We start from the raw sequence: 24,555 nt of genomic DNA on the forward strand, positions 1-24,555 counted from the left end.
CGACGGCCAAGTTCCGGCAACGTGCAAGGATCCGTCTTCCGGACGCCCTCGTACGGCCTGCCCGGGCGCGGTCGGCTAGACTGTCGCCCTTTCCGGCCCCGGCCGGCCCCGCGTGGCGCGTCGCGCCCGGGTCCGCACCGCGGCCGCTCCCGAACGGACGGCTCTCCCGAATGAATCCGAACTACCTCGACTTCGAACAGCCCATCGCCGATCTCGAAGCGAAGATCCAGGAACTGCGCCAGGCCAGCGACGGCCCGGCGGTCAACATCGACGCCGAACTGGCGACCCTGCGCGACAAGCTGCGCAAGCGCACCGCGCACATCTTCCGCGACCTCACCCCGTGGCAGGTCTCGCAGCTCGCGCGTCACCCGCAGCGTCCCTACACCAACGACTACATCCGCCATTTCTGCGACGAGTTCGAGGAACTGGCCGGCGACCGCGCCTATGCGGACGACGCCGCGATCGTTGGTGGCCTGGGCCGCATCGACGGCCGCAGCGTCGTGATCATCGGCCACCAGAAGGGCCGCGACACAAAGACCAAGGTGCGTCGCAACTTCGGCATGCCGCGCCCCGAGGGCTACCGCAAGGCGCTGCGCCTGATGAAGATGGCCGAGCGCTTCAAGCTGCCGCTGCTGACCTTCATCGACACGCCGGGCGCCTACCCCGGCATCGGCGCCGAGGAGCGCGGCCAGTCCGAAGCCATCGCCCGCAACCTGCTGGAAATGGCCGAACTCAAGACGCCGATCATCTGCACCGTGATCGGCGAGGGCGGCTCGGGCGGCGCGCTGGCGATCGGCGTCGGCGACCGCACGCTGATGCTCGAATACAGCACCTATTCGGTGATCTCGCCTGAAGGCTGCGCGTCGATCCTGTGGAAGGACGCGGCCAAGGCGCGCGATGCCGCCGAGCAGCTGGGCCTGACCGCCAAGCGCCTCAAATCGCTGGGCATCATCGACAAGGTGATCCGCGAGCCGATCGGCGGCGCCCACCGCAATCCGCGCCAGACCGCGACGCGCCTGAAGGCGGTCCTGCTCAACGAGCTCGACCAGCTGGAACAGCTGCCGATGGACACGCTGCTGCAGCGCCGGTACGAGCGCCTGCGCAGCTACGGGGCCTACGAAGCGGCCTGAGCACCGCCTTCGTACCGGCGTCGCCCGGCCTTCAACGGTTCTTCGCGGACGCATGACAGACTCGTCGCTCACTCGACGAAGGGATGCTTCGATGAAGATGCGCGCCGCTGTCTACAGCGTTCCCTTGCTGGCGCTGTCGTGTGCCTTGACCACCGTCGCGGCCACGCCGGCCCGTGCGGCCGACGATCACACGCGCGAGGTCGCGGCCCGTGCACCCGCGCTGGCGGGCGCCGCGCAGGCGGCCTGCGCAGCGGTCACGCGCCCCGACGCCCCGACGCCGCTCGAAATCGAAAGTGCGATCCGGGATGCGCGCGCCGCCGTCGGCGCAGCGGTGACATCTGACGAGACGGTGCCCGCGGCTGCGCCGATCCTCGCGGCACTCGCGAGCCGCATCGGTGAACTCGACCGGGTGCCGTCAGTGCAGTTGCAGATGTTGCGCAATGCGCTCGCCAACCGTGCTGGCGACCGCGAGCGACTGATCGAAGGCCGCGCGTTCGCACATGCCTTGTTGCAGCACATCGAAAGCAGCGGTGACGGCGCGACACCCCGGACCGCTTGGCATCCGTGTCTGGTCAGCAACGAGTACGCGTTCGTGCAGCAGGTCCTGCGGGCGCAGAAGGTCACCCAGCAGGCGCTGGTGCACGAGAACGGACGGCATTACGACAAGCTGACCCTGACGATGGCCGACAGAAGCACGCGCGAGGTGTTCTTCGACATCACCGATCTCTTCAGGCGCAATACCGAAGCGCTCACCCGCTGAAGGCGCTCACCACGCCCGCAGATACTGCGCGGGCGCTGCGATCTCCACGCCGAGTTCGCGCGCCGCCCGGCGTGGGAAGTACGGGTCGCGCAGCAGCTCACGCGCGAGCAGCACCACGTCGGCATCACCCGCCGCGACGATGCGCTCGGCCTGCGCAGGGGTGGTGATCAGCCCGACCGCGCCGGTGGCGATGCCGGCCTGCGCGCGGATCTCGCGCGCGAACGGCACCTGGTAGTCGGGCACCGCCTCGATCGCCTGCAACGGCGACAGTCCGCCGCTGGACGTGTCGATCAGATCGACGCCGCGCGACGTCAGCCGGCGCGCCAGCTCGATGCTCTGCGGAAGATCCCAGCCGCCGTCGACCCAGTCGGTCGCCGACAGCCGCACCCACAAGGGCAGGCGGTCCGGCCAGACCGTGCGCACGGCGTCGACGACGTCGAGCAGCAGGCGCACGCGATGGTCGAAACGGCCACCCCAGGCGTCGTCGCGCGTGTTCGACAACGGCGACAGGAACTGGTGTAGCAGATAGCCGTGCGCGGCGTGGAGTTCGATCACCTCGAACCCGGCGTCGAGTGCGCGCAACGCGCCTGCGCGGAAGTCGGCGACGATCCGCGCGATACCGGCCGCGTCCAGCGCGTGCGGTGCGGGATACCGGTCGCTGTAAACCTGCGCCGACGGCGCCACGACCGGCCAGCCACCGGCATCTTCCGGCACGGCGCCATGGCCGCGCCACGGGGCGAAGGTGCTGGCCTTGCGGCCCGCGTGCCCCAGCTGGATCGCCGGCACCGCGCCCTGCGCCCGGATGAATCCGGCGATCGGTGCCCAGGCGTGCGCCTGCGCGTCGTTCCAGATGCCGGCGTCCTCCGGCGAGATGCGGGCCTCGGGCGACACAGCGCAGGCCTCGGTCATCACCAGCCCCGCGCCACCGACCGCGCGACTGCCCAGATGGACGCGATGCCAGTCGTCCGGCACGCCTTCGACCGCGCTGTACTGGCACATCGGCGAGACCGCGATGCGGTTGCGCAACGTCAGGCCGCGCTGGCGGAACGGCGCGAACAGTGCGGACATGGCGGAACTCCTCGTGACGGCCCCCGACTCTAGGCCCGCACACAAGGCGGCGCGAGCGCATCTGCGGATCGCAGCGTCGCAATCGAAGGCGCGGCTACCATGTCGGCATGCAGATCGCGTTGCCACGTCCCGAAGCATTCGCCGAAGCGGACGGCCGGATCGTCGTCGGCTACAGCGGCGGACTGGACTCGACGGTGCTGCTGCACGTGCTGGCGCACACACCGGACCTGCGCGCACGCGGCTTGGAGGCACTGCATGTCCACCATGGCCTGCAGGCCGCGGCCGACGACTGGGCGGCGCATTGTCGGCGCGTGTGCGACACGCTTGATCTGCCCTGCAAGGTCGCGCGCGTGGACGTCGCGCGCGATGCCGGCCACGGCCTCGAAGCGGCCGCACGCGCGGCGCGGCGCGCTGCGTTCGCGCAGTCGATGGCGCCGGGCGATCTGCTCGCCCTCGCCCATCACCGTGACGACCAGGCGGAAACCGTGCTGCTGCGTGCGCTGCGTGCGTCCGGGCCGGACGGCCTCGCCGCGATGCGGGCATGGCGCAGGTTCGGCACCGGCTGGCTGTGGCGGCCGCTGCTGGCCCTGCCACGCGCGCAGCTCCTCGCCTATGCGCAGGCCCATGGCCTGCACTGGATCGAGGACCCCAGCAACGCCGTCGACGATGCCGATCGCAACTTCCTGCGCAACCGGGTATTGCCGCTGCTGCGCAGCCGCTGGCCGCAGGCCGATGCGGCGCTGGCGGGCGTGGCGGCGCTGCAGGCCGACGCGACGGCACTGCTGTCACCGGACGATGTCGCCGCGCTTGCAGGTGCACGCACGTCCGACCCCGCCGTGCTCGACACGACCCGCCTCCAGGCCCTGCCCTCGGCCCGACGCGCGCGCGTGTTACGGCAGTGGATCGACGCCCTCGGCCTGCCGCCTTTGCCCGCGCGCGCCGTCGCCTGGTGCGAGGCCGATCTGGCGACAGGACGTGCGGATCGCGTTCCGGTCTTCGACTGGTCCGCCCATCGCTTGCAGCGCTGGCGCACGCAGCTGCATGCTGGCCCGATCCGCTCACCGCTGGCCGGGGACTTCGCCAGCACGTGGTCGGGCAAGGTGCCACTCCAGTTGCCGGATGGCGGCCGCCTGTGGCTCGAAGGCGCACCGGCGGACATGCGGTGGACGGTACGCGCGCGGCACGGCGGCGAGCGCGTCCGGCTGACCGGCCGCGCGCATTCGCACAGCCTCAAGCACGTGCTGCAGGCGCGGGACATCCCACCCTGGCAGCGCGCGCACCTGCCGCTCCTGCTGGATGCCGACGGCCTGGTCCAGGCCGCCGGTGATCTCGTGTTCGATGCCGGCTTCGAGGCCTGGCTGCGGGCGGGCGGTCGTCGCCTGCGCTGGGCTGCGCCAGGGGCGCTGCATACCGCCGACGACGCGCCGATGGCTTAAAATCCGCAGATGCCGAAGAAGACCGCCGCCGACCCCAGCCCCGTCGCCGATTTCGAGAATGCGCTGACCCAGCTCGAAGCGCTGGTCGAACGCATGGAAGGCGGCGAATTGAGCCTCGAAGATTCGCTGGGCGCCTACGAACGCGGCGTCGGCCTGTACCGCCGCTGCCAGCAGGCGCTCGAAGAGGCCGAACTGCGCGTGAAACTGCTCAGCGATCCCGCGGCGCCCGAACGCGCCCAGCCGTTCGGCGATGCGGCGCTGGACGATCCCGATGCCTGACGCGGCCAGCGGGACTGCCGCGCTGATCGACAGCTGGCGCAGCCGCACCGACGACACCCTGCAGCGCGCACTCGACACCGCCGCCGACGGGGAGCCGCGACTGTACGCGGCGATGCGCCACGCGGTGCTGCTCGGCGGCAAGCGCATGCGCCCGCTATTGGTCCACGCCACCGCGCATGCCTTCGGCGCGCCCGAGGCAGCGGCCGACGCCGCGTCCGCCGCGGTGGAACTGGTGCATGCCTACTCGCTGGTCCACGACGACCTGCCGGCGATGGACGACGACGCCCTGCGTCGCGGCCAGCCGACCGTGCACGTCGCCTTCGACGAGGCCACCGCGATTCTCGCCGGCGACGCGCTGCAGACGCTGGCGTTCGCGCTGCTGGCCGAGGCGCCGCTCGATGCGGACGTCCGGCTGGCGATGGTCGCCGCGCTTGCGCGTGCAGCGGGCGCCAACGGCATGGTCGGCGGCCAGGCCCTGGACATCGCGGCGACCGGCGGCGCGCAGAGCGTCGACATCGCAGCGCTCGAACGCCTGCATGCGATGAAGACCGGCGCGCTGATCCGCGCAGCCGTCGCGCTGGGTGCGTTGGCCGCCGGCGTCGATGCGCCGACGCGCTCGCGCCTGGACGATTTCGCCGATGCTCTGGGGCTCGCCTTCCAGATCCGCGACGACCTGCTCGACATCGAAGGCGACAGTGCGACGCTCGGCAAGACCGCCGGCAAGGACGTCGCACAGGACAAGGCGACGTTCCCGGCGCTGATCGGCATCGAAGGCTCGCGCGCGCGGCTCGACGCGTTGGCGATGCGCATGCGCGATGCGCTCGCACCGTTCGGGGATGCCGCCGCGCCGCTGGCCGCACTCGGCCGCCGCGCGATCGAGCGGAGTTACTGAGCCGCGCTTAGCCGCCGAAGAACCGCAGCGTCAGCGGATGACGATAGTGCTCGCCGTTCCAGGCATGCACGGCGGCCACGCAACTGCTGACCAGCCACAGCACCGCGAGGCCGAGCGCCGCAGTCGCCAGCACCAGACCGGCCGGCAGGGTCACGATCGCGCCGATGCCCAGCGTCAGCACGGTCGCCCCGACCAGGGCAATGGCGGCGACAACGATCGCGCAGGCGTAGACGAACATGCTCAGGTGGAAGTTCAGCGCTTCGCGTGCGTGCTCGGCCACGAAGGCATCCGCGTCGCGCTTGAGCAGATAGACGACGCCGGCCACCAACGCGCCGGCCAGTCCGGACATCCAGCTGGTCATCACGGCAAGCAGCAAGGCACCGATGTGCAGGCCGGCCGCCCACTGGCGGCTGTCGTGTGCGGGCGTGGTCTGTGCGATGGATGCGGTGTGCATGGCGGAATCTCCAGGGTGAACCGTGTGTCCACACTGCGCGCGGAAAGTGCCGGCGTCGCGCCCTGGAGGTCACCGGGACTTCCGGCACCCCGCAGGACGCCGCGCACGAAAAAGCCCCGGCGCGGACGCCGGGGCCTGTTGCGCGACGCGCCGGCTTACTTGACCAGCCGGATCGCGAAGGGATAGCGGTAGGCCACGCCGTTGTTGGCCTTGATCGCCGCCATGATCGTCAGCACCAGCCAGGCCAGGCCGATGATGATGCCCAGGGGCGCCGTCAGGATGACGCCGATGCCGAAGGTCACCAGGGTGATCAGGAACATCACCACGCCGATCAGCAGCAGGGTGATGTTGAAGTTGAGGGCCTCGCGCGCCTGGTCGGCGGCGAACGGCATCGTGTCCTTCTTGATCAGCCAGATGATCAGCGGGCCGACGATGTTGCCGACGCCGCCGGTGAACAGCCCCGTCAGCGCGGCCAGGTGGCCGAACATGCCCCATTGCCGCTCTTCGGCAGGCGCTGCGCCCGTGGGCGCCGCCGGCGCGGCGGTGTACTTCTCGAACTCGCTCATGGAAATCCCCGTTGAAAAACGATGTGGACGTAATCGCTGGGTCGCGCCCCGATCAACCGCCGGACCGGGTGCGACTGGCCGGCAGAGAATAGATCATTCAGCTCCGGCCACCGTCATGCGGCCGACCAGGATCGAGCCGGTGCGCACGTGCGAACGCGGGTCGATGTCGGTGCCGACGGCCTCGATATTGGCGAACATCTGTTTCAGGTTGCCCGCGATGGTGATGCCGTCGACCGCATGGCGGATTTCGCCGCCCTCGACCCAGAAGCCCGAGGCGCCGCGCGAGTAGTCGCCGGTGACCGCGTTGACGCCCTGCCCCATCAGCCCGGTGACCAGCAGGCCGCTGCCCATGCCGCGCAGCAGATCGTCCAGACCGCCGGCATTGGCCGGAATCTCCAGGTTGTGCACACCGCCGGCATTGCCGGTGCTCTGCAGGCCGAGCTTGCGCGCCGAATAACTGCCCAGCACGTAACGCTGCAGCACGCCGCCGTCGACCAGCGCCGATTCGCGTGTCGCCACGCCTTCGGCGTCGAAGGCCGAGGACTGGAAACCGCGTTCGAGGAAAGGCCGCTCGTGGATGCCGAACCAGTCCGGGAACAACTGCGTGCCCACGCTGTCGAGCAGGAAGCTCGCGCGCCGGTACAGCGCGCCGCCGGAGACCGCGCCGAGCAGATGCCCGATCAGCGACCGCGCGACCTCGGCCTGGAACAGCACCGGATAACTGCCCGTCGCCAGCGGCCGGGGATCGAGCCGCGCCAGCGTGCGCTCGGCCGCGCGACGGCCGATGGCGTCGGGCGATTCGAGATCGCCACTGGCCAGCGCCACCGAATACCAGCCCTCGCGCTGCATGCGCTCGCCCTCGCCGGCGATCAGCGCGCAGCCGATGCTGTGGTGGCTGCCGCGCTCGGCGCCGACGAAGCCGTGGCTGTTGGCGTAGACGCTCAGGCCCCGCGAGGTGCTGACCGAAGCGCCGTCGGAATTGCCGATGCGCGCATCGCGGTCGCGGCCGGCGGCCTCGCAGGCCAGGGCCAGATCGACCGCGGTGTCGGCGTCCAGCGCCCAAGGGTGCCAGGCGTCGAACTCGGGAAACCGGCCGTCGGTGCCGGGACGCGCCATCAGCTCGGCATCGGCGAGGCCGGAGGCCGCGTCGTCCTCGGTGAAGCGGGCGATCGCGCAAGCCTGGTCGACGGTTGCGGCGAGGCTGTCCTCGCGCAGGTCGGCGGTGCTGGCGCTGCCCTTGCGCTTGCCGAAGTAGACCGTCACGCCGATGCCGCGGTCGCGGGTGGACTCCACGGTCTCCACCTCACCCATGCGCACGTTGACGCTCAGGCCCGCGTCTTCGGAGCACGAGACATCGGCCTGGGTGGCGCCGGCGGCGCGGCAGCGGTCGAGCAGGCGCTGCGACAGCGCGGCCAGTGCGTCGAGGCGGACGGCCGAATCATCGGCCGATTGCGGTGCGATCAGGGCGTGGGACATGGGGGATGACTTATCCTGTAGCAATGAGAGGCATAGACGAAGATTCCGGCGAGTACCTGTCGCCGAGCCGCAAGCAGAACCGGCGCGAGGCACTCGAAGTGCTGGCGCTGGCCGAAGCCCTGGTCGCGCTGTCGGAGAACCAGCTGGGCAAGCTGCCGGTCCCCGAGACCTTGCTGCCGCACATCGCCGACGCGCGGCGCATCACCTCGCACATCGCGCGCAAGCGGCAGCTGGCATTCCTGGCCAAGCAGATGCGCCGCGAGAGCGACGAGACGCTGGAAGAGATCCGCGACGCGATGGATGCCGGCGGCACCGCCGCGCGCATCGAGACCGCACTGCTGCACCGCGCCGAGACCTGGCGTACGCGTCTGCTCGACGAAGGCGACGCGGCACTGGCCGAACTGCTCGACGCGTATCCCGACGCAGACCGCCAGCGGCTGCGCCAGCTGGTGCGCAATGCGCTGGCCGAGCGCGCGAAGAAGAAGCCGCCGGCGGCGTTCCGCGAACTGTTCCGCGAGCTGCGGGGCGTGTTCGCGGCCGCATCCGGTGCCAGCGAGCAGGACGTCGCGCATGACGATGCGCCGTCGAGCGAAGACGACGACGCGGCGCGCTGAGACCTCGAAACCGTCATTCCCGCGTCCGCGGGAATGATGGCGCGTCGCGCACGCACGCCATCCGCCTGTCCCACGCCCGCATTCAAGCCTGCGTACCGCCGACGGTCAGCTGGTCGATCAGCAGATGCGGCTGGCCCACACCGACCGGCACGCTCTGGCCGTCCTTGCCGCAGACGCCGACGCCTTCGTCCAGCGCCATGTCGTGGCCGATCATGCGCACGCGTTGCATAGTCTCCGGACCGTTGCCGATCAGCGTCGCCCCCTTGACCGGCGCGGTGATCTTCCCGTCCTCGATCAGATAGGCCTCGGTGGCCGAGAACACGTACTTGCCGTTGGTGATGTCGACCTGGCCGCCGCCGAAGTTCACCGCGTACAGGCCCTTCCTGACCGAACGGATCATGTCCTGCGGGTCGTCCTGCCCGGCCAGCATGTAGGTGTTGGTCATGCGCGGCATCACCAGATGCGCGAAGGACTCGCGGCGGCCGTTGCCGGTCGGCGCGACGCCCATCAAACGCGCGTTGAGCGTGTCCTGCATGTAGCCGGTCAGCACGCCGTCCTCGATCAGCGTGGTGCAGGTCGTCGGCGTGCCCTCGTCGTCGATGTTGAGCGAGCCGCGACGACCGGCCAGCGTGCCGTCGTCGACGATGGTCACGCCCTTCGATGCGACGCGCTGGCCCACGCGCCCGGCATAGGTGCTGGTGCCCTTGCGCGCGAAATCGCCTTCCAGGCCATGGCCCACCGCCTCGTGCAGCAGCACGCCCGGCCAGCCGGCGCCGAGCACGACGGGCATGGTGCCGGCGGGTGCGTCGATCGCTTCGAGATTCACCAGCGCCTGGCGCAGGGCCTCGCGCGCGAAATGCTCCGGCTTGCCGTCGCCCAGCAGTTCCGCGTACGAGTAGCGACCGCCGTAGCCGGCGTAGCCGGATTCGCGGCGGCCGTCGTGTTCGACCAGCACCTGGATGTTGAGCCGCACCAGCGGTCGCACGTCGCCGGCCAGCACGCCGTCGCTGCGCGCAACCAGCACCGTGTCGACGCCGCCCGACAGGCTCACCATCACCTGCTGCACGCGCGGATCGGCGGCGCGCAGCAGCTTGTCGATGCGTCGCAGTGCGTCGACCTTCTCCGCGCTGCCGAGCGCGTCGATCGGGTCCTGCGCGGGATACAGGTCGTGCGCGCGCGTGCGCGCCAGCGCATGCGGCGCATGGGCGCGGCCATCGCGCGCGATCGCACGTGCCGACGTCGCAGCCGTCAGCAACGCGGTCGCGTCGATGTCGTCGGAATACGCGAAGCCGGTCTTCTCGCCGCTGATCGCACGCACGCCGACGCCCTGCTCGATCGCATGCGACCCGCTCTTGACGATGCCGTCCTCGACCGACCAGCTCTCGCGGCGCGAATGCTGGAAGTACAGGTCACCGAAGTCGATGCCCGGGCCGAGCAGCGCGGAGAACGTGCGGTCGAGACCGGTGGTGTCGAGACCTGCGGGCAGCAGCAGGCGGGATTCGGCCAGCGCGAGCGCGCTGCCGCTGGAAACAGGAGATTCGGACATCCATCCAGTGTGGGGGCAAAGCGGGCGATGGCAACCCGGGCCCACCCTGCCCGGGCTTTCAGTTCGCGGACTGCGGCCGGCTTGCCGGCGCCGGCGCCTGCTGCGCGGCCTCGCGACGCTCGACCACTTCGACCTTGGGGTCCTGCCACGGTCCACTGACGTGGTAGTTGCGCGCGCCCATCTCCGCCAGCGGCTTGCGCAGCACGGCATTGGCGACCGCACCGACCGCCGCACCGACCGGCCCTGCGGTCAACGCGCCCACGGCCGGCAGCAGATTGCCGGTCTTGGGCAGCACCTCGATGTTCTGGTCGTGCGTCTTCGCCGCCAGATCGGCGCTGCCGCGGATGCGGATCTCGGCCGCCGGCCCGTCGATGACGAGGTTCTCGCCGCGCGCCACGCCATTGCCGAAGCGGATGTCGCCGGCGATGCGGTTGAACCCGAAGCCCTTGCTGAAGAAGTCGCGGAAATCGAGCATCAGCCGGCGCGGCAGCTCGGCCACGCTCAGCAGGCCGAGCACGCGGCCCGCGCCCGGTTCCACTTCGACAAGTTGGCCGTCGCGCAGTGCGATGCGCATTGACCCTTCCAGCTGCGCGACCTGGAACGCGTTCGGCGCACCCGGCCAGCCCGCGTCGAAATCCACCCGACCCTGCCCGCCGACGATGCTGCCGGCGAAGCCGAGCCCGGACGCGAGACGTCCGAAATCCTCGCTCTCGACGTCGGCCTCGAACGCGGTGCGCGCACGCGCGCCGCGTCCGGTCCAGCGGCCGGTCACGTCGATGCGGTGTTCCTTCGCGCGCAGTTGCAGCTGTTCGACCGCCAGCCCGCCCGGCACGCGCCGCGAGCGCGCATCGACACGGCCGAGCTGCAGATCGCCGTAACGCAGGTCGTCGATGGCCAGCTGGATCGGCGGCACCGCGGCGGGATCGAACGCGTCATCGCGCGGCGTCGCGGCCGGTATGCCGGCAATGGCCGGCGCCGCTGGCGCGGTCTGCGCCGTCGCGGCCGGCCTGGGCACAGGCGCGGGCCAGTGCAGGCGCTGCAGGGTGATCGCGACCGGCGCGCCGTTCGCATCCGGAATGCGCACATCGCCGGCCAGGGACGCGCCGTCGAGCCGCAGTTCGGTTGCCGCATCGCCGCGCCGCGCGACGATGCGCGTCTGGCCGAGCCGTCCGCCTGCCAGACGCAGGTCGGCCGTGGTCACGTCGACCTGCTGCAGCATCGGCCCGTCGCCGTCGCCACCGTCCATCAGACCGACCCAGTCGATGACGTCGACGACCGGCGTGCGACCGCCGACGACGATGCCCGACGCCGGTGCCGCCTCGTCGACGCGCGCCTGGCCCATGCCGACCCGGATGCCCGCGCGCGGCCCGCTGGTGCGCGCGCGCACGGCGAGGCGATCGCCGAACCCCACCAGCACATCGCCGGTGCCGAACGGCAGCGGCGCTTCGATGGTCGTCCGCAACGGTGCAGCGGCGCGCTTGGCCAGCGGTGCCGGCAGCCGCAGCGTGGTGCCGACCAGATCCGACCGCAGCAGCAGATGCGCCGCGGGCATACCTTCGCGCTGGGCCGCCGGCACGGCGACTTCCACACGCCACGGCGCACGGCCGCCGACATGCGGCCGCAGCCACGCCAGATCGGGCGCACGCGCCAGCAGCGCCTCGGCTTCGAAGGGCATGTCGAGGTCGCCCTCGAAGGCATTGGCCGCGTGGCGCACGTGGCCGGGACCGGCCCGCAGTGCAAGCGTGCCGGGCTGCCCGTCCAACTGCGCGGCCAGCGCGCCGGCGTTGAACCCGGACTGGTTGAACGCCACGCGTCCACGCACCGCGTCGAAAGCGAGATCGAAGCGCGATTCGCGCATCGCCACGCCCTCCAGCGCCACACTGCCGTCGAGGTGCATCGGCGCGCCATGCGGCACGGCCAGCGACAGCGCGACCTGCGCCGGGCCGCTGACATCGAGTGCGTCCAGCGTCTCCTTCTGGTCGGCCTGGAACGGGCTCTGCCGCATCATGGCCAGCAACTGCTTCGCGTCGGCATTGGCGGCGGCCTGCACGACCACCGGACTGTGCGCGTAATCCGCCATGCCCGCCGTCACATCGCGCACCGGCACGCCCACCAGATCGCCGGTCGAGGGGTCGAGCTGGAACCCGGCATTGACGAACCGCACGTGGCCGTTGAGCTGCGTCAACGCAGGCCACTCTTCGTTGAAGCGGATCGTCGCGTCCTCGATGTCGCCCTCGGCGAAGAACACGCCGCGGCGGTCCTTGCCGTCCTTCGGACCGAACGGCCAGTCGTCGAGATCGCCGGCGACGATGCCGCGGCCGTTGCGCACGGTGCCCGCGGCCAGCGCCATGTCCAGCCATTCGCGCGCGACCGCCGGCATCTGGTGGCGCACCCAGAACTTCTTCGCGACCGGAATCTGCGCCGCGTCGACGTCGGCGGCAAGGTCGAGACGCGGCCGCGAGCCGTCACCCTCGAAGGACAGGCCGCCGCGCGCGTCGGTCGCATAGCCCTCGCCCTCGACGCGCAGCGCCGGTGTCTCGATGCGCCAGCCCGCGCCCTCGCGCCAGCCGGCGATCTCGCCCTCGAGGCGCAACGGATGCGGCACGCCGAAGCCGGCCGGCCAGTCGAACACGGCCCGCGCGGTGGGATCGGGCCGGAACACGACGCCGGCGCCATCGCCCAGCAGGGTGCCGCCGAACCCGTGCAGGCCGGGCGTCTCGCCGACGGGGTCGAAGCCCAGGTCCTCGATGCGCGCCGACACACGCAGCGGGCCGCCGGGGCGCGCAGCGAACGCGACATCCGACAGCACCGCGTGTGGCGCCGCGGCCTGCAGCCAGGCACGTGTCGACGGACCGATACCGTCGCCCAGCGCGGCCAGGGCGATCAGCGGCCCGACTTCGACACGGTCCGCGTGCATCGCCCACTGGCGGCCGCCGGCGACGACGAGACCATCGAGCACCTGCTCGCGCCCCTGCTGGACGATACGCAGCGTCGGCGCGTCGAGACGCCAGTCTCCGTCCACGTGTTCCCAGCGCGCCCGCGCGCGTACGCCGTCGAAGACGACGGTGGGCACATCGGCCGCGCCGCGCGCGACGTCGGCGGCGCGGCGCAGCGACAGCGCATCAACGGTGAGGTCGGCGGTCACCGCTTCGACGCGACGCGCTTTGAGATCGATCCACGCCGCGACGCGGCCGTGACCCTCGCCGATCGCGACGCCACTCGGCGCCAGCAGGGGCGACCAGACCTGCAGATCGTTGCGCGGCATCGCGACGTAGGCGCGGCCGTCGCCGTGCGCGCGCAGCAGGTCGAGCCGCAGATCCAGCGGCGTGCCGCCGGTTTCGATCCAGGCCCGCGCCGCCGCACGCACGCGGCGCCGGTCGACCTGCATGCGCACGTCCACGCGCGGCAACGTGTGCGCGATCGACAGCGACGGCGCGTCGATCGTCAGCTTCGCATCGACCACCTGCAGCTCGCCCAGGCCCTGCAGCGCATCCAGCGGATCGCCCTCGTCCTGGCGGGCGCCCGGCAGGCCGCGCACCTGCCAGCGGCCGTCGTCGCTGCGCTGCAGCGTCAGTTCGATGCCGCGCAGCCGCAGCTCGGTCAGCGAACGTCCTGGCAGCAGGCCCGAATACTGCGCGACCTGGATTTCGGCCTCGCCGATCGGCACCGCGGTCGCCGGGTCGCCGATGCGCAGACCGGTCACGCGCAGCAACGGGCCGCGGCGGGTCCAGTCGGCATCGAGCGTGTCGAACGCGACCGGTCGGCCGGCACGCTCGCTCAGCCACGTCGCGACGGTCTGCGGATTGCGCTCCAGCCACGGCAGCGCGAATTGCGCCACGACGACGGCGACCAGCGCCATCGTCACCAGCACCGCCAGCGCGAGATACCAGACGCCCGCGTGCGCGCGCCGCAGACGCGCGGCCCAGGCCGCGGTCACGGGCGTCGCCGCGCGGCGCATGGCAGATGGGCCTCAGAGCAGGACAACGTCAAACTGCTCCTGCAGATACTGCTCGTCGGACTGGAAGCGGATCGACTTGCCCAGGAATTCCTCGAGTTCGACGACCGCCGCCGATTCCTCGTCGGTGATCGTCGAGACCACCTTCGGCGAAGCGATCACCAGCAGCCGCTCGGCCTCGAACTGGCGCACCGCGCGCACGATCTCGCGGAAGATCTCGTAGGTCACGGTCTCGACGGTCTTGACGATGCCGCGGCCGCCGCAGGCGCCGCAGGCTTCGCCGAGCTGGCGCTCGAGACTTTCCACCGTGCGCTTGCGGGTCATCTCGACCAGGCCCAGCGGCGAGAAGTCATAGACCGTGGTCTTGGCGTGGTCCTTGGACAGCGACTTCTCCAGCGTGCGCAGCACTTGGCGCTTGTGCTCGGCGTCCACCATGTCGATGAAGTCGATGATGATGATGCCGCCCAGATTGCGCAGCCGCAGCTGCCGCGCGACCGCCTGCGCGGCTTCGAGATTGGTGCGGAACACCGTCTCCTCGAGATTGCGCTGGCCCAGGAACGAACCGGTGTTGACGTCGACCGTGGTCATCGCCTCGGTCTGGTCGATGACCAGATAGCCGCCGGACTTCAGCGGCACCTCCTTGTTGAGCGCGCGGGCGATCTCGTCCTCGACGCCGTACAGATCGAAGATCGGCCGCGTGCCCGTGTAGCACTCGATGCGGTCGACCAGACGCGCCTGCTCCGCCGGACCGGGCGCGGGCAGATACTGCGCGGCGAAGATGCAGAGCTTCTCGTAGGTGTCGCGTGAGTCGACCTTGACCTTGTCGACGTCGCGGCGCATCAGGTCGCGGACCGCGCGCATCGGCAGCGTCAGGTCCTCGTAGACGCGCACGCCCACGCGCGCATCGGTGGTGGTGTGTTCGATCAGCGCCCAGGCGCGCTGCAGATACGCGATGTCCTCGGCGAGCGCCTCGGCACTCTGGCCTTCGGCATTGGTGCGCACGATGTAGCCGTGACCACCGGTCGCGGCGGACAGTTCGGAGACCAGCGTCTTCAGACGCGTGCGTTCGACGTCGTCCTCGATGCGCGCCGATACGCCGACCACGCGCGACTGCGGCAGCAGCACGAGGTAACGCGAGGGAATGCTGATCTGCGTAGTCAGGCGCGCGCCCTTGCTGCCGATCGGGTCCTTGACCACCTGCACCACGATCTCCTGACCGTCGCGCAGTAGTTCGGTGACCGGCAACGTCGGTGCGGCCTGGCCGAGCGGATGCTCACCGTTCGCATCGCCTTCGGGTTGGGGTGCGCGCATGACGTCGTTGGCGTGCAGAAACGCCGCGCGCTCCAGGCCGATGTCCACGAACGCGGCCTGCATGCCCGGCATGACCCGCTGCACTTTGCCCTTGTAGATGTTGCCGACCACGCCACGGCGCCAGCCGCGCTCGATGTGCAACTCCTGCAGCATGCCGTTCTCGACCACCGCCACGCGCGTCTCGCGCGGGGTCACGTTGATGAGAATCTCTTCGGACATGCGGGGGTCAGGCTCCAGCGTCGAGGGCGGCGAAGGGCCGCGGGTCCAGTCCGAACGATCGCAGCAGCGCGGCCGTCTGTTGCAGGGGCAGGCCGACCACGGCCGAATGACTGCCGGCCATGCGGGTGACGAACAACTCTGCGCCGCCCTGGATCGCATAGGCGCCGGCCTTGCCATGCGGTTCGCCGCTGGCGACGTAGGCCGCGATCGTGGCCTCGTCGAGCGTGTCGAACGTGACGTCGGTAACGACGACGTCATGCACCTGACGACCGGCGCCAACGAGCACCACGGCCGAGATCACCTGGTGCGTACGCTCCGACAGTCGCTGCAGCATCGCGGCCGCATCGGCCGCGTCGCGTGGCTTGCCGAAGACCTCGCCGTCGAGCACCACTTCGGTATCCGCGCCGAGTACCACGGCGTCATCGCGACCCAGCGCGTCGAAGCCCGCGCGCGCCTTGTCGCCGGCCACGCGCAGGACGTAATCGGCGGCCGGTTCGTCCACGCCGCGGACCTCGGGCACGTCGACATCGACCCGCCCGAAGGGCAGTCCGAGACGGGCCAGAAGATCGCGACGGCGGGGGGATTGCGAAGCCAGATGCAGCATGGGCCAAGGATACCGCGCGGGCCCTGTCCGACCGCCCGCTGAATCGCATCGACCCCGGTCCGGCTCACGGCCCGTTCACCGGATCGTCCCGACCCTTGGTCGCCTACCCCGGAGCTCTTCATGCGCCTGATCCCCCGCCCCCTGCTGCTCGCCTGCGGCCTTGCCCTCGGAACCCTGACGATGACCGCCAGCGCGCAGGACACCACCCACCAGACCGCCCCCAGCGACGGCACCCTGCTGTCGATCTCGGCCCAGGCGGAGGCCAGCCGTGCGCCCGACATCGCCACCATGTCGACCGGCGTGGTGACCCAGGCGGCGGATGCGAATGCGGCCATGCGCGCCAATGCCGAGCAGATGGCCAAGCTGATGCAGGCGATCAAGGCCGCCGGCATCGCCGAGCGCGACGTGCAGACCTCGGGCGTCAACCTCAGCCCGCAATACCGCTACGCCGAGAACCAGCCGCCGGCGATCACCGGCTACCAGGCCAGCAACACGGTCAACCTCAAGGTGCGCGACATCGGCAAGCTGGGGCAGGTGCTCGACGCCCTGGTCGCCAGCGGCGCCAACCAGATCAACGGCCCGACCTTCGAGATCGACGACGCCGATGCGGTGCAGGACCAAGCGCGCGCCGCGGCGCTGAAGAAGGCGCAGGCGCGGGCGGAGGTCTACGCGAACTCGCTGGGCATGCGCGTACGCCGCATCGTCAGCATCAGCGAAGGTGGCGGCTTCCAGGCACCGCCGCGCCCGATGATGGCGATGCGCGCGATGGCCGAGAGCGCCGACACGTCCATCTCGCCTGGTGAGTCCACGCTCACCGCCAACCTCGACGTCGTTTTCGAACTGGGACGCTGACATGAGCCAGAACAGGACCACCCCCGAACCGCCGGTCAAGCCGGGCCAGAACCCCGGCTATTCGGAGAAGAACCCGACCGACAAGGGCGATGCCCACCAGCCGGCCGATACCCAGGACACCGAGAATCCGGACGACGGCGGTCTGGACCGCGACGCGGAAAACATGCCGGAGCGTTGATCTCACAGCGCCGCTTGCATCGACAGGGCCCGCCATGCGCGGGCCCTGTCGTATGCGCACATCGGCATCGCGCGCAACCGCATGCGCGCGAACGTCGGGCCCGTACGCGCGCCGCCAGTCCCGCACAGACTTCCGTTCGTCGGCATGGGCTTGTCCCGATGGACCGACCGGCGCAGCTTCGAAGCGAACGATGCGCCGGCGCGACAGGTCGACCCCATCGCCCCCGCTGCCGCGTTGACGCTTCCACGGGCCGTCCGGTCCGACGATGAGGAGGTGGTGCATGGTGCTGCAGCCCGCTGGTCCCCGCATGCGCGGATCGATTCCCACGACGACGCGCCACGCGCCGCCCCGTCCCGATGCCGTGCGCATCGTCGGCCTGAGTGGCACCCTCGCCCTCAATGCGATGCTGTTCATGGTGCTGCTGGTGCCGGCGACGCAGGACGTGATCGACCGCGCCCTGCCCGAGCGCAAGCAGGAGTTCCAGTGGATCACCCCGCCCCCGCCGCAGCCGCCGCGTCCGCCCGAGCGGGTCGAGATCGTGCAGCCGCCTTCGGTGCCGACACCTGCGGTGCCGCGGCCGGCGACGCCACCCACGGCGCCTGTCGATGCTGCGGTCGTCGTCGACGGCGGCACCCTGCCCGCGCTGCCCGCGTTCGAGGGCCCGCCGGTCGAGGTGGCGATGCCGACCATCGACACCACGCCGATGTCGGGCGTTGCCCTGCAATACGCGAATGCCCCTGCGCCGGACTATCCGCGCGCGGCATTGACCGCAGGCGCCGAGGGCGTGGTCCTGCTGGAAGTCCACGTGGGCACCGATGGCCGTCCGATGGATGTGCGCATCCACCGCAGCAGCGGCAACCGCGACCTCGATCGCGCCGCCTTGCGCCATGTGCAGCGGATGTGGACCTTCCAGCCCGCCATGCGCAACGGGATAGCCGTGGAGGCGATCGGACTGGTGCCGATCGCGTTCAATCTGTCGAAGGGCTGAGGGGCGTCGCGCACCCGTCATCCCGATGTCCGGGATGGCGGGTTGCGTGTACGAAGATGCCTGTGGGAGCGCGCTTGCGCGCGATCCCAAGGGTGCGTCGGCAGCTGGACGACCGGAATCGCGCGCGAACGCGCTCCCACAGGCGGCCGATAGATGTCGTCAGTTACGCCCGGTGATACGGGTGATTCGCCAGCATCGCCGCGGCGCGGTAGAGCTGTTCGGCGAGCACCAGCCGCACCAGCATGTGCGGCAACGTCAGCGGGCCGAGCGACCAGCGCTCGTCGGCGCGCGCCAGCACGTCGGGCGCATGCCCTTCCGGACCGCCGATCAGGAACGCCAGATCTCGCCCCTGCATGCGCCAGTGCTCGAGGCGCTGGGCGAGATCTTCCGAGGAATGCAGCCGGCCACGGCCGTCGAGCGCGACGACCAGCGCGTCGCGCGGCACCGCGCCGAGCACGCGCGCGCCTTCGTCTGACATCGCACGCACGGTGTCGCGGCCCTTGCCGCGCAGGCCGGGTTCGACTTCGATCAGATCCAGCGGCAGCCAGTGCGACAGCCGCTTGCGGTACTCGGCGAATCCGTCCGCGACCCAGGCGGGTGCGCGTTCGCCGACAGCAACGAGTTTCGCCTTCATGCCGTCACGCCGATGCGCGGCGGCGCGCCGCGATCAGGCACCGCGCGGACCGCGGTCCTCGCCCGGCGGCTGGTCGCCGACGGTCCACAGGCGCTCGAGCGCATAGAACTCGCGCACGCGCGGCAGCATGACGTGGACGATGACGTCGCCCAGATCGACCAGCACCCACTCCGCTTCGCGCTCGCCCTCGACGCCCAGCGGCTGGCAGCCGAGCTGCTTGGCATGCTTGACGACTTCGTCGGCGATCGACTTCACATGACGGCTCGACGTCCCCGAGGCGATGACCATGAAGTCGCAGACGCTGCTGCGGCCACGCACGTCGATGTCGATGACGTCGACGGCCTTGATCTCGGCGACGGCGGTGCGGGCGATCTGGAGCAGCGCGTCCGCGGACGGCGGCGGCTCGGGAAGACGGGTCTTGATGACGTGTGCGGGATTGGACAAGGGTGCGGGACTCGGAAAGTTCGGCGGAAATTATAGCGGAGCCGTCGGCGCCGGCCGGTAGAGCCCCTTCTCCTCGATGAATGCGGCCACGTCCGCCGGCAGAAGATCGAGGGCGGGATCGCTTGCGGCGAGCCGCGCGCGGACACCGGTCGCCGAGGCCGGATGCAAGGGCTGGTGCAGCCGCAGCAGGTGCCCGGCAGGCGCGGCGTGCAGCCGGCCGGCATCGTCGGTCCAGCGGCCTTCGAGCATGCGCGCGAGCGGTTCGGGCAACGCAGACGCGTCGATGGGGCTGCCGGGACGGTCCGCCACGACCAGATGGGCAAGCGTCAGCAGCGCCTGCGCGCGGTGCCAGCCCGGCAGGCCGAGCAGGCTGTCGGCGCCCACCAGCCAGGCCAGCGGCTGCGACGGCCCCAGTTCCGCGCGGAGTTCGGCCAGCGTGTCGACGGTGTAGCTGCGGCCGTTGCGTTCGAGTTCGCGTCGATCCAGCAGAAAGCCCGGTTCGTGTGCGATCGCCAGCGCGACCATCGCCGCGCGATCCTCGCCGCCCGCGCCAGGCGGCGCCCGATGCGGGGGATCACCGGCCGGCATGAACCGGACCGTGCAGTCGAGACGGGCGCGGGCTGCCCGCGCGATGGCGAGATGCCCGAGGTGGATCGGATCGAAGGTGCCGCCGTAGACGAGATGCAGCGGCATCGCCGGCTCAGGCCGCGAGCAGTGCGCCCGCGCGCGCGTCGGCCACCGCGACCAGCAGCCGCTCCAGCGCGAGCCAGCCGTCGACCGGATCGGTGCCCCAGCGGCCGCGTCCCTTGGCGATGCGGTCCACGCGCCCGGCTTCGGCGACGAAGCGGACCCAGCGCGTCTCGGGATGGCGCTGCAGTGCGCGGCGATAGCCGGCCTGGCGCGCATCCCAGATGCGCTGCGCCTTGAATTCGTTGGCCATGTTGCCGCCGCGCGCTTGCACCTGCGCCAGCTGCGCGGCGCGCGAGAGTTCCATGACCACCATGCCCATCAGCGCCGGAATCGCCGCGCCCTCGGCGCGCAGTCCGGCGAGCATGCGCACGACCTGCGCCGGCTGGCCGTTGAGCGTGGCATCGAGCAGGCGGAACACGTCGAAGCGCGCGGCATCGGCGACCAGCGCCTGCATGCGTTCGCCATCGAGCGTGCTGCCGTCGGCCAGCAGGGCCAGCTTGTCGACCTCCTGCGCCGCGGCCAGCAGATTGCCGTCGACACGCTCGGCGAGCTGCTGCACCGCGCTGCGGTCGGCGAGCAGGTTGCGGCTGCGCAGGCGCGCGTCGATCCAGCCTTCGAGTTCGTGCGGCTTGACCTGCCAGGCGACGACTAGATGGCCGATGCCGGTGATCGCCTCGCTCCACTTGCCGCCGTGCTGGCGGCTCCATTCGCCGCCGGTGACCAGCAGGGTGATGTCGGGCGGCGGATCGGCGCAGAAACCGCTGATGACCGCAGCGCCGTCCTTGCCGGGCTTGGTCGTCGGCAGGCGGATCTCGACCAGGCGCTTCGACGCGAACAGGCTCGGTGCGCGGAACGTGGCCTCGACCGCGTTCCAGTCGATGTCGCGGCCTTCGGGCTCGAAGACTTCGCGCTCCGACACGCCCTGCGCGCGCGCGGCAGTGCGCACCGCGTCGGCGGCCTCGAGCACGCGCAGCGTTTCGGGACCGGCGATCAGGTAGGCCGGACGCAGCGGCTCGCGCGCGAGTTGCGCGGGCAGGCGTTCGGGGGTCAGTTCCATGCAGGGCGCGCGTGCATCGCCGGGATCACTGGCGCGCGCGTTCCTGCGGATTGCGGAACACCGCGTCGATGCGACGGATGATCGACGCGGTCATCTCGCGCTCGAGTTCGCGCGACAGCAGTTCGCGCTCCGAATCGGCACCGATCGAATCGGTCGGCGGCGAGAGGTAATCGCGGGCCAGCTCGATCGCCTGCTGCGGCACGATGTCCCGGCCGTCGGCATCGCGCATCGAGAACACCACCGCATAGCGCAGCGTGTATTCCTGCGCGCGGCCCTGCGCGTCGAGGCTGGCCGGCAGCGCGGCCCAGCGCTCGGACTGGATGTTGAGGACGGCGACGTCGGTCGCGTCCGGATCGGCCAGCTCGGCGCCCGCGGCCGCCAACGCGCGTTCGACCGAACGGGCCAGACGGCTGTAGGGATCGCTGGAGGCGACGTCGACCGGACCGAGATCGGGCGGCAGCGACAGCGCATTGCGCAGGTGGAATCCGCAGGCCGACAGCGCCAGCACGAGGACGACGATGGCGAAGGTCTGGACCGGTCGGAGGATGCGCATGGGCGGAGTCTGGACGAGGCGGATGGGGGCGGCAAGCGTCGCGCCGTCGGCGCGACGACAACGTGTTCAGGCGGCGACGATGTTGACGATCTTGCCCGGCACGACGATGACCTTGCGCACCGTCAGGTCGGCGAGGAACTTGGCGACGTTGGGTTCGGCCAGAGCCATTGCCTCGATCTGGTCCTTGGGCAGATCCACGCCGACCTCGATCGTGCCACGCAGCTTGCCGTTGACCTGGACCGCGAGGGTCAGCGCGTCACGCACCAGCGCGGCGGCATCGGCCTGCGGGAACGGCACGTCCTCGAGCAGCGTCTCGGCATGCCCCAGCAGCTGCCACAAGGTGTGGCTGATATGCGGCGTGATCGGGTTGAGCAGCAGCGTGATGGTCTCGAAGGCTTCCTGCCGCAGCGCGCGCGCGTTGGCATCGGCCTCGTCGAACTTGCCGACGTGGTTGAGCAGTTCCATCACCGCGGCGATCGCGGTGTTGAAGCTGTGGCGACGGCCATAGTCGTCGCCGACCTTCTGGATCGCCTCGTGCAGCTGGCGACGCAGGGTCTTCTGCGCGGGCGTGGCGGCGGCGATGTCGAACGGTCCCACCGCCCCACCCTGCACGTGCTTCTGGACCTGGGTCCACAGCCGGCGCAGGAAGCGCGACATGCCCTCGACGCCGGCCTCGTTCCATTCCAGCGACTGCTCCGGCGGGGCTGCGAACATCGAGAACAGGCGCACGGTGTCGGCGCCGTACTTGGCGATCATCGACTGCGGATCGACGCCGTTGTTCTTGGACTTGGACATCTTCTCGGTGCCGCCGATCTGCACCGGCTGGCCGTCGAGCTTCGACGTCGCGCCGGTGATCCGGCCCTTGTCGTCGCGGACGATCTCGACATCGGCCGGGTTGATCCAGTCCTTGCCACCGTTGTCCAGCTCCCGGTAGAAGGTCTCAGCGATGACCATGCCCTGGGTCAGCAGGTTGATCACCGGCTCGTCGCTGCGCACCAGGCCTTCGTCGCGCATCAGGCGGTGGTAGAAGCGGAAATACAGCAGGTGCAGGATCGCGTGCTCGATGCCACCGATGTACTGGTCGACCGGCGTCCAGTAATCGGCGCGTGCATCGACCATGTCGGCCGCACCCGGCGAGGTGTAGCGCGCGGTGTACCAGCTCGACTCCATGAAGGTGTCGAAGGTGTCGGTCTCGCGCTCGGCCGCGCCGCCGCAGGTCGGACACGTGGTCTTGCGCCACTCGGGGTCCGACTTGATCGGCGACTGCACGACGCCCGGATTGGCAAAGGCGTCCTCGACGTCCTCGGGCAGCAGCACGGGCAGTTGGTCCTCGGGCACCGGCACCGCGCCGCAGGCCTGGCAGTAGATCACCGGGATCGGGCAGCCCCAGTAGCGCTGCCGGCTGACGCCCCAGTCGCGCAGGCGGAAATTGACCTTGCGCGTGCCGCGGCCTTCGCCTTCGAACCGTGCGGCCAGCGCGTCGAGCGCCTGCTGGAAATCGAGACCGTCGAACGCGCCGGAGTTCACCAACCAGCCTCGCTCGGTGTACGCACCCTCTTCGGCGATGCGGCGCTCGAAGGATTCGACCACCTGCACTGCGGCCGCGGTGTCGTAGACGTCCAGCGACGCACCGCCGCCCAGGGCGGACTGCATCGGGTCGGCATGCGTCGCGCGGTCGCGGCCGATTTCCTCGAGCGCGTCGCGCACGTCGGTCGGCACGACGACCATCCGGATCGGCAAGCCGTAGGCCCTGGCGAATTCCCAGTCGCGCTGGTCGTGGCCGGGCACGGCCATCACCGCGCCGGTGCCGTAGCCCATCAGCACGAAGTTGGCGACCCAGACCGGAATCTCGTCGCCCGTGACCGGATGGATCGCGCGCAGCCCGGTGTCCATGCCGCGCTTGACCTGGGTTTCCAGCTCGGCCTCGGACACGCCGCCCTGGCGCAGGTCGGCGATGAAATCCGTAAGCTCGGGATTGCCCTCGGCGGCGCGCATCGCCAGCGGGTGCTCGGCGGCGACGGAGACGAAGGTCACGCCCATCAGCGTGTCGGGGCGCGTGGTGTAGACGGCCAGCGTCTCGTCGCTGCCGGCCACGTCGAACGCGAACTCCAGACCTTCGCTGCGGCCGATCCAGTTGCGCTGCATGGTCTTGACCGAGTCGGGCCAGCCATCGAGCGTGTCCAGGCCGTCGAGCAGTTCCTGCGCGTAGGCGGTGATCTTGAGGAACCACTGCGGAATCTCGCGCTTTTCCACCAGCGCGCCCGAGCGCCAGCCGCGCCCGTCGATGACCTGCTCGTTGGCGAGCACGGTCTGGTCGACCGGATCCCAGTTGACGACCGCATTGCGGCGATACGCCAGGCCCTTCTTCATCAGGCGCACGAACATGCGCTGCTCGTGGACGTAGTAGTCCGGTGCGCAGGTCGCGAATTCGCGGCTCCAGTCGATCGCGTAGCCCAGCGACTGCAGCTGGCCGCGCATGTGCGCGATGTTGGCGTAGGTCCACTTGGCCGGCGCGGTGGCGTTCTTGATCGCCGCGTTCTCGGCCGGCAGGCCGAACGCGTCCCAGCCCATCGGCTGCAGCACGTTCTTGCCGATCATGCGCTGATAGCGGCTGATGACGTCGCTGAGCGTGTAGTTGCGCACGTGGCCCATGTGCAGCGCACCCGACGGATACGGCAGCATCGACAGGCAGTAGTACTTGGGCTTGTCGGCGCGCTCGGTGACCTCGAAGGCGCGCGTGTCGGTCCAGAACCGCTGGGCGTCGGACTCCACCGGAGTGGGCTGATAGGCGTTGGGATCGACGACGACGGGTTCGCTGGACACGGAAGGCTGCTGGCGGCGGAACGGCC

General features: G+C 70.6%; 23 protein-coding genes. 9 read left to right on the forward strand and 14 right to left on the reverse strand.

The genetic code is table 11. The features are described 5' to 3' along the window. Positions 1 to 170 precede the first annotated feature (170 nt). Both E2F49_RS05915 and E2F49_RS05920 read left to right on the forward strand, forming a co-directional pair. Positions 171 to 1,130: an acetyl-CoA carboxylase carboxyltransferase subunit alpha gene (locus E2F49_RS05915; RefSeq protein ID WP_055248880.1), complete on the forward strand. Its 960-nt coding sequence runs from the start codon at positions 171 to 173 to the stop codon at positions 1,128 to 1,130. Between the two features lie 91 nt (positions 1,131 to 1,221). Further along, positions 1,222 to 1,890, forward strand: coding sequence for a DUF4919 domain-containing protein (locus E2F49_RS05920; protein ID WP_133392978.1), 669 nt, complete (start codon positions 1,222 to 1,224; stop codon positions 1,888 to 1,890). Positions 1,891 to 1,896: 6 nt separating this feature from the next. Here E2F49_RS05920 and E2F49_RS05925 read toward each other — a convergent pair whose 3' ends face one another. After that, positions 1,897 to 2,958 carry an NADH:flavin oxidoreductase/NADH oxidase gene (locus E2F49_RS05925; protein ID WP_133392979.1) on the reverse strand — a complete coding sequence of 354 codons (1,062 nt, stop codon included), beginning with the start codon at positions 2,956 to 2,958 and terminating at the stop codon, positions 1,897 to 1,899. 107 nt (positions 2,959 to 3,065) lie between these two features. On the opposite strand from E2F49_RS05925, the gene tilS reads away from it, so the two are divergent. Genes tilS through E2F49_RS05940 form a run of 3 tightly spaced genes read left to right on the forward strand, consistent with a single transcriptional unit; the run spans position 3,066 to position 5,565 of the window. Then, positions 3,066 to 4,394 (forward strand): tRNA lysidine(34) synthetase TilS, encoded by a 1,329-nt coding sequence (gene tilS, locus E2F49_RS05930; RefSeq protein ID WP_133392980.1) that lies wholly within the window; start codon positions 3,066 to 3,068, stop codon positions 4,392 to 4,394. A 9-nt stretch (positions 4,395 to 4,403) separates the two neighbouring features. Then, positions 4,404 to 4,673, forward strand: coding sequence for an exodeoxyribonuclease VII small subunit (locus E2F49_RS05935; RefSeq protein ID WP_133392981.1), 270 nt, complete (start codon positions 4,404 to 4,406; stop codon positions 4,671 to 4,673). Next, a complete protein-coding gene (locus E2F49_RS05940) occupies positions 4,666 to 5,565 on the forward strand; it encodes a polyprenyl synthetase family protein (protein ID WP_133392982.1) in 900 nt (299 codons plus the stop codon). The genes E2F49_RS05935 and E2F49_RS05940 overlap by 8 nt, the downstream gene beginning before the upstream one ends. A 7-nt stretch (positions 5,566 to 5,572) precedes the next feature. Here the strand turns inward: E2F49_RS05940 and E2F49_RS05945 are convergent, their stop codons facing one another. From E2F49_RS05945 to pmbA, 3 genes are all read right to left on the reverse strand, one after another. Beyond that, entirely contained in the window at positions 5,573 to 6,019 is a 447-nt protein-coding gene (locus tag E2F49_RS05945) for a DUF4870 domain-containing protein (protein ID WP_133392983.1), read from the reverse strand. Positions 6,020 to 6,174: 155 nt separating this feature from the next. After that, positions 6,175 to 6,585 carry a DUF4870 domain-containing protein gene (locus E2F49_RS05950; protein ID WP_133392984.1) on the reverse strand — a complete coding sequence of 137 codons (411 nt, stop codon included), beginning with the start codon at positions 6,583 to 6,585 and terminating at the stop codon, positions 6,175 to 6,177. Between the two features lie 93 nt (positions 6,586 to 6,678). Then, positions 6,679 to 8,061, reverse strand: a complete 1,383-nt coding sequence (gene pmbA, locus E2F49_RS05955; protein WP_133392985.1) for a metalloprotease PmbA — start codon at positions 8,059 to 8,061, stop codon at positions 6,679 to 6,681. Positions 8,062 to 8,084: 23 nt separating this feature from the next. Between pmbA and yjgA the strand changes: the two genes are divergently transcribed. Beyond that, positions 8,085 to 8,675: a ribosome biogenesis factor YjgA gene (yjgA, locus tag E2F49_RS05960; protein WP_133392986.1), complete on the forward strand. Its 591-nt coding sequence runs from the start codon at positions 8,085 to 8,087 to the stop codon at positions 8,673 to 8,675. 82 nt (positions 8,676 to 8,757) lie between these two features. Here yjgA and tldD read toward each other — a convergent pair whose 3' ends face one another. From tldD to E2F49_RS05980, 4 genes are read right to left on the reverse strand one after another with little or no spacing between them, the layout of a single operon-like run. Beyond that, positions 8,758 to 10,221: a metalloprotease TldD gene (gene tldD, locus E2F49_RS05965; RefSeq protein ID WP_133392987.1), complete on the reverse strand. Its 1,464-nt coding sequence runs from the start codon at positions 10,219 to 10,221 to the stop codon at positions 8,758 to 8,760. 58 nt (positions 10,222 to 10,279) lie between these two features. After that, positions 10,280 to 14,179, reverse strand: a complete 3,900-nt coding sequence (locus tag E2F49_RS05970; RefSeq protein ID WP_133392988.1) for a YhdP family protein — start codon at positions 14,177 to 14,179, stop codon at positions 10,280 to 10,282. 12 nt (positions 14,180 to 14,191) lie between these two features. Continuing rightward, positions 14,192 to 15,706, reverse strand: coding sequence for a ribonuclease G (gene rng / locus E2F49_RS05975; RefSeq protein WP_133392989.1), 1,515 nt, complete (start codon positions 15,704 to 15,706; stop codon positions 14,192 to 14,194). Between the two features lie 7 nt (positions 15,707 to 15,713). Continuing rightward, on the reverse strand, positions 15,714 to 16,310 hold the full coding sequence (locus E2F49_RS05980; RefSeq protein ID WP_133392990.1) for a Maf family protein: 597 nt from the start codon (positions 16,308 to 16,310) through the stop codon (positions 15,714 to 15,716). 120 nt (positions 16,311 to 16,430) lie between these two features. Between E2F49_RS05980 and E2F49_RS05985 the strand changes: the two genes are divergently transcribed. From E2F49_RS05985 to E2F49_RS16545, 3 genes are all read left to right on the forward strand, one after another. After that, positions 16,431 to 17,162 carry an SIMPL domain-containing protein gene (locus E2F49_RS05985; protein WP_133392991.1) on the forward strand — a complete coding sequence of 244 codons (732 nt, stop codon included), beginning with the start codon at positions 16,431 to 16,433 and terminating at the stop codon, positions 17,160 to 17,162. Position 17,163: 1 nt separating this feature from the next. Next, positions 17,164 to 17,340 carry a hypothetical protein gene (locus E2F49_RS16315; protein ID WP_165971122.1) on the forward strand — a complete coding sequence of 59 codons (177 nt, stop codon included), beginning with the start codon at positions 17,164 to 17,166 and terminating at the stop codon, positions 17,338 to 17,340. A gap of 307 nt (positions 17,341 to 17,647) precedes the next feature. Further along, the gene (locus E2F49_RS16545; RefSeq protein ID WP_208004817.1) at positions 17,648 to 18,328 is read left to right on the forward strand and encodes an energy transducer TonB; all 681 of its coding nucleotides are present in this window, start codon (positions 17,648 to 17,650) and stop codon (positions 18,326 to 18,328) included. Between the two features lie 163 nt (positions 18,329 to 18,491). On the opposite strand, the gene rlmH is transcribed toward E2F49_RS16545, so the two are convergent. From rlmH to leuS, 6 genes are all read right to left on the reverse strand, one after another. After that, positions 18,492 to 18,962 carry a 23S rRNA (pseudouridine(1915)-N(3))-methyltransferase RlmH gene (rlmH, locus tag E2F49_RS05995; protein ID WP_133392992.1) on the reverse strand — a complete coding sequence of 157 codons (471 nt, stop codon included), beginning with the start codon at positions 18,960 to 18,962 and terminating at the stop codon, positions 18,492 to 18,494. Positions 18,963 to 18,995: 33 nt separating this feature from the next. Beyond that, on the reverse strand, positions 18,996 to 19,406 hold the full coding sequence (rsfS, locus tag E2F49_RS06000; protein WP_055248905.1) for a ribosome silencing factor: 411 nt from the start codon (positions 19,404 to 19,406) through the stop codon (positions 18,996 to 18,998). Between the two features lie 30 nt (positions 19,407 to 19,436). Continuing rightward, on the reverse strand, positions 19,437 to 20,099 hold the full coding sequence (gene nadD, locus E2F49_RS06005; protein WP_133392993.1) for a nicotinate-nucleotide adenylyltransferase: 663 nt from the start codon (positions 20,097 to 20,099) through the stop codon (positions 19,437 to 19,439). A gap of 7 nt (positions 20,100 to 20,106) precedes the next feature. After that, complete coding sequence (gene holA, locus E2F49_RS06010; protein WP_133392994.1) at positions 20,107 to 21,153, reverse strand: DNA polymerase III subunit delta; 1,047 nt, start codon at positions 21,151 to 21,153, stop codon at positions 20,107 to 20,109. Between the two features lie 25 nt (positions 21,154 to 21,178). Continuing rightward, a complete protein-coding gene (locus E2F49_RS06015; RefSeq protein ID WP_133392995.1) occupies positions 21,179 to 21,706 on the reverse strand; it encodes an LPS-assembly lipoprotein LptE in 528 nt (175 codons plus the stop codon). Between the two features lie 66 nt (positions 21,707 to 21,772). Next, the gene (gene leuS / locus E2F49_RS06020; protein WP_133392996.1) at positions 21,773 to 24,529 is read right to left on the reverse strand and encodes a leucine--tRNA ligase; all 2,757 of its coding nucleotides are present in this window, start codon (positions 24,527 to 24,529) and stop codon (positions 21,773 to 21,775) included. Between the last annotated feature and the right edge of the window lie 26 nt (positions 24,530 to 24,555).

The sequence above is a fragment of the Luteimonas terrae genome, from assembly GCF_004358165.1.
Lineage (GTDB): Bacteria > Pseudomonadota > Gammaproteobacteria > Xanthomonadales > Xanthomonadaceae > Luteimonas > Luteimonas terrae.

Bases quoted from the DNA above. Each gene is read 5' to 3' on its own strand.
- E2F49_RS05915 (WP_055248880.1), top strand. From the start codon at position 171: ATGAATCCGAACTACCTCGACTTCGAACAGCCCATCGCCGATCTCGAA.
- E2F49_RS05920 (WP_133392978.1), top strand. From the start codon at position 1,222: ATGAAGATGCGCGCCGCTGTCTACAGCGTTCCCTTGCTGGCGCTGTCG.
- E2F49_RS05925 (WP_133392979.1), bottom strand. From the start codon at position 2,958: ATGTCCGCACTGTTCGCGCCGTTCCGCCAGCGCGGCCTGACGTTGCGC.
- tilS (WP_133392980.1), top strand. From the start codon at position 3,066: ATGCAGATCGCGTTGCCACGTCCCGAAGCATTCGCCGAAGCGGACGGC.
- E2F49_RS05935 (WP_133392981.1), top strand. From the start codon at position 4,404: ATGCCGAAGAAGACCGCCGCCGACCCCAGCCCCGTCGCCGATTTCGAG.
- E2F49_RS05940 (WP_133392982.1), top strand. From the start codon at position 4,666: ATGCCTGACGCGGCCAGCGGGACTGCCGCGCTGATCGACAGCTGGCGC.
- E2F49_RS05945 (WP_133392983.1), bottom strand. From the start codon at position 6,019: ATGCACACCGCATCCATCGCACAGACCACGCCCGCACACGACAGCCGC.
- E2F49_RS05950 (WP_133392984.1), bottom strand. From the start codon at position 6,585: ATGAGCGAGTTCGAGAAGTACACCGCCGCGCCGGCGGCGCCCACGGGC.
- pmbA (WP_133392985.1), bottom strand. From the start codon at position 8,061: ATGTCCCACGCCCTGATCGCACCGCAATCGGCCGATGATTCGGCCGTC.
- yjgA (WP_133392986.1), top strand. From the start codon at position 8,085: ATGAGAGGCATAGACGAAGATTCCGGCGAGTACCTGTCGCCGAGCCGC.
- tldD (WP_133392987.1), bottom strand. From the start codon at position 10,221: ATGTCCGAATCTCCTGTTTCCAGCGGCAGCGCGCTCGCGCTGGCCGAA.
- E2F49_RS05970 (WP_133392988.1), bottom strand. From the start codon at position 14,179: ATGCGCCGCGCGGCGACGCCCGTGACCGCGGCCTGGGCCGCGCGTCTG.
- rng (WP_133392989.1), bottom strand. From the start codon at position 15,706: ATGTCCGAAGAGATTCTCATCAACGTGACCCCGCGCGAGACGCGCGTG.
- E2F49_RS05980 (WP_133392990.1), bottom strand. From the start codon at position 16,310: ATGCTGCATCTGGCTTCGCAATCCCCCCGCCGTCGCGATCTTCTGGCC.
- E2F49_RS05985 (WP_133392991.1), top strand. From the start codon at position 16,431: ATGCGCCTGATCCCCCGCCCCCTGCTGCTCGCCTGCGGCCTTGCCCTC.
- E2F49_RS16315 (WP_165971122.1), top strand. From the start codon at position 17,164: ATGAGCCAGAACAGGACCACCCCCGAACCGCCGGTCAAGCCGGGCCAG.
- E2F49_RS16545 (WP_208004817.1), top strand. From the start codon at position 17,648: ATGCGCGGATCGATTCCCACGACGACGCGCCACGCGCCGCCCCGTCCC.
- rlmH (WP_133392992.1), bottom strand. From the start codon at position 18,962: ATGAAGGCGAAACTCGTTGCTGTCGGCGAACGCGCACCCGCCTGGGTC.
- nadD (WP_133392993.1), bottom strand. From the start codon at position 20,099: ATGCCGCTGCATCTCGTCTACGGCGGCACCTTCGATCCGATCCACCTC.
- holA (WP_133392994.1), bottom strand. From the start codon at position 21,153: ATGGAACTGACCCCCGAACGCCTGCCCGCGCAACTCGCGCGCGAGCCG.
- E2F49_RS06015 (WP_133392995.1), bottom strand. From the start codon at position 21,706: ATGCGCATCCTCCGACCGGTCCAGACCTTCGCCATCGTCGTCCTCGTG.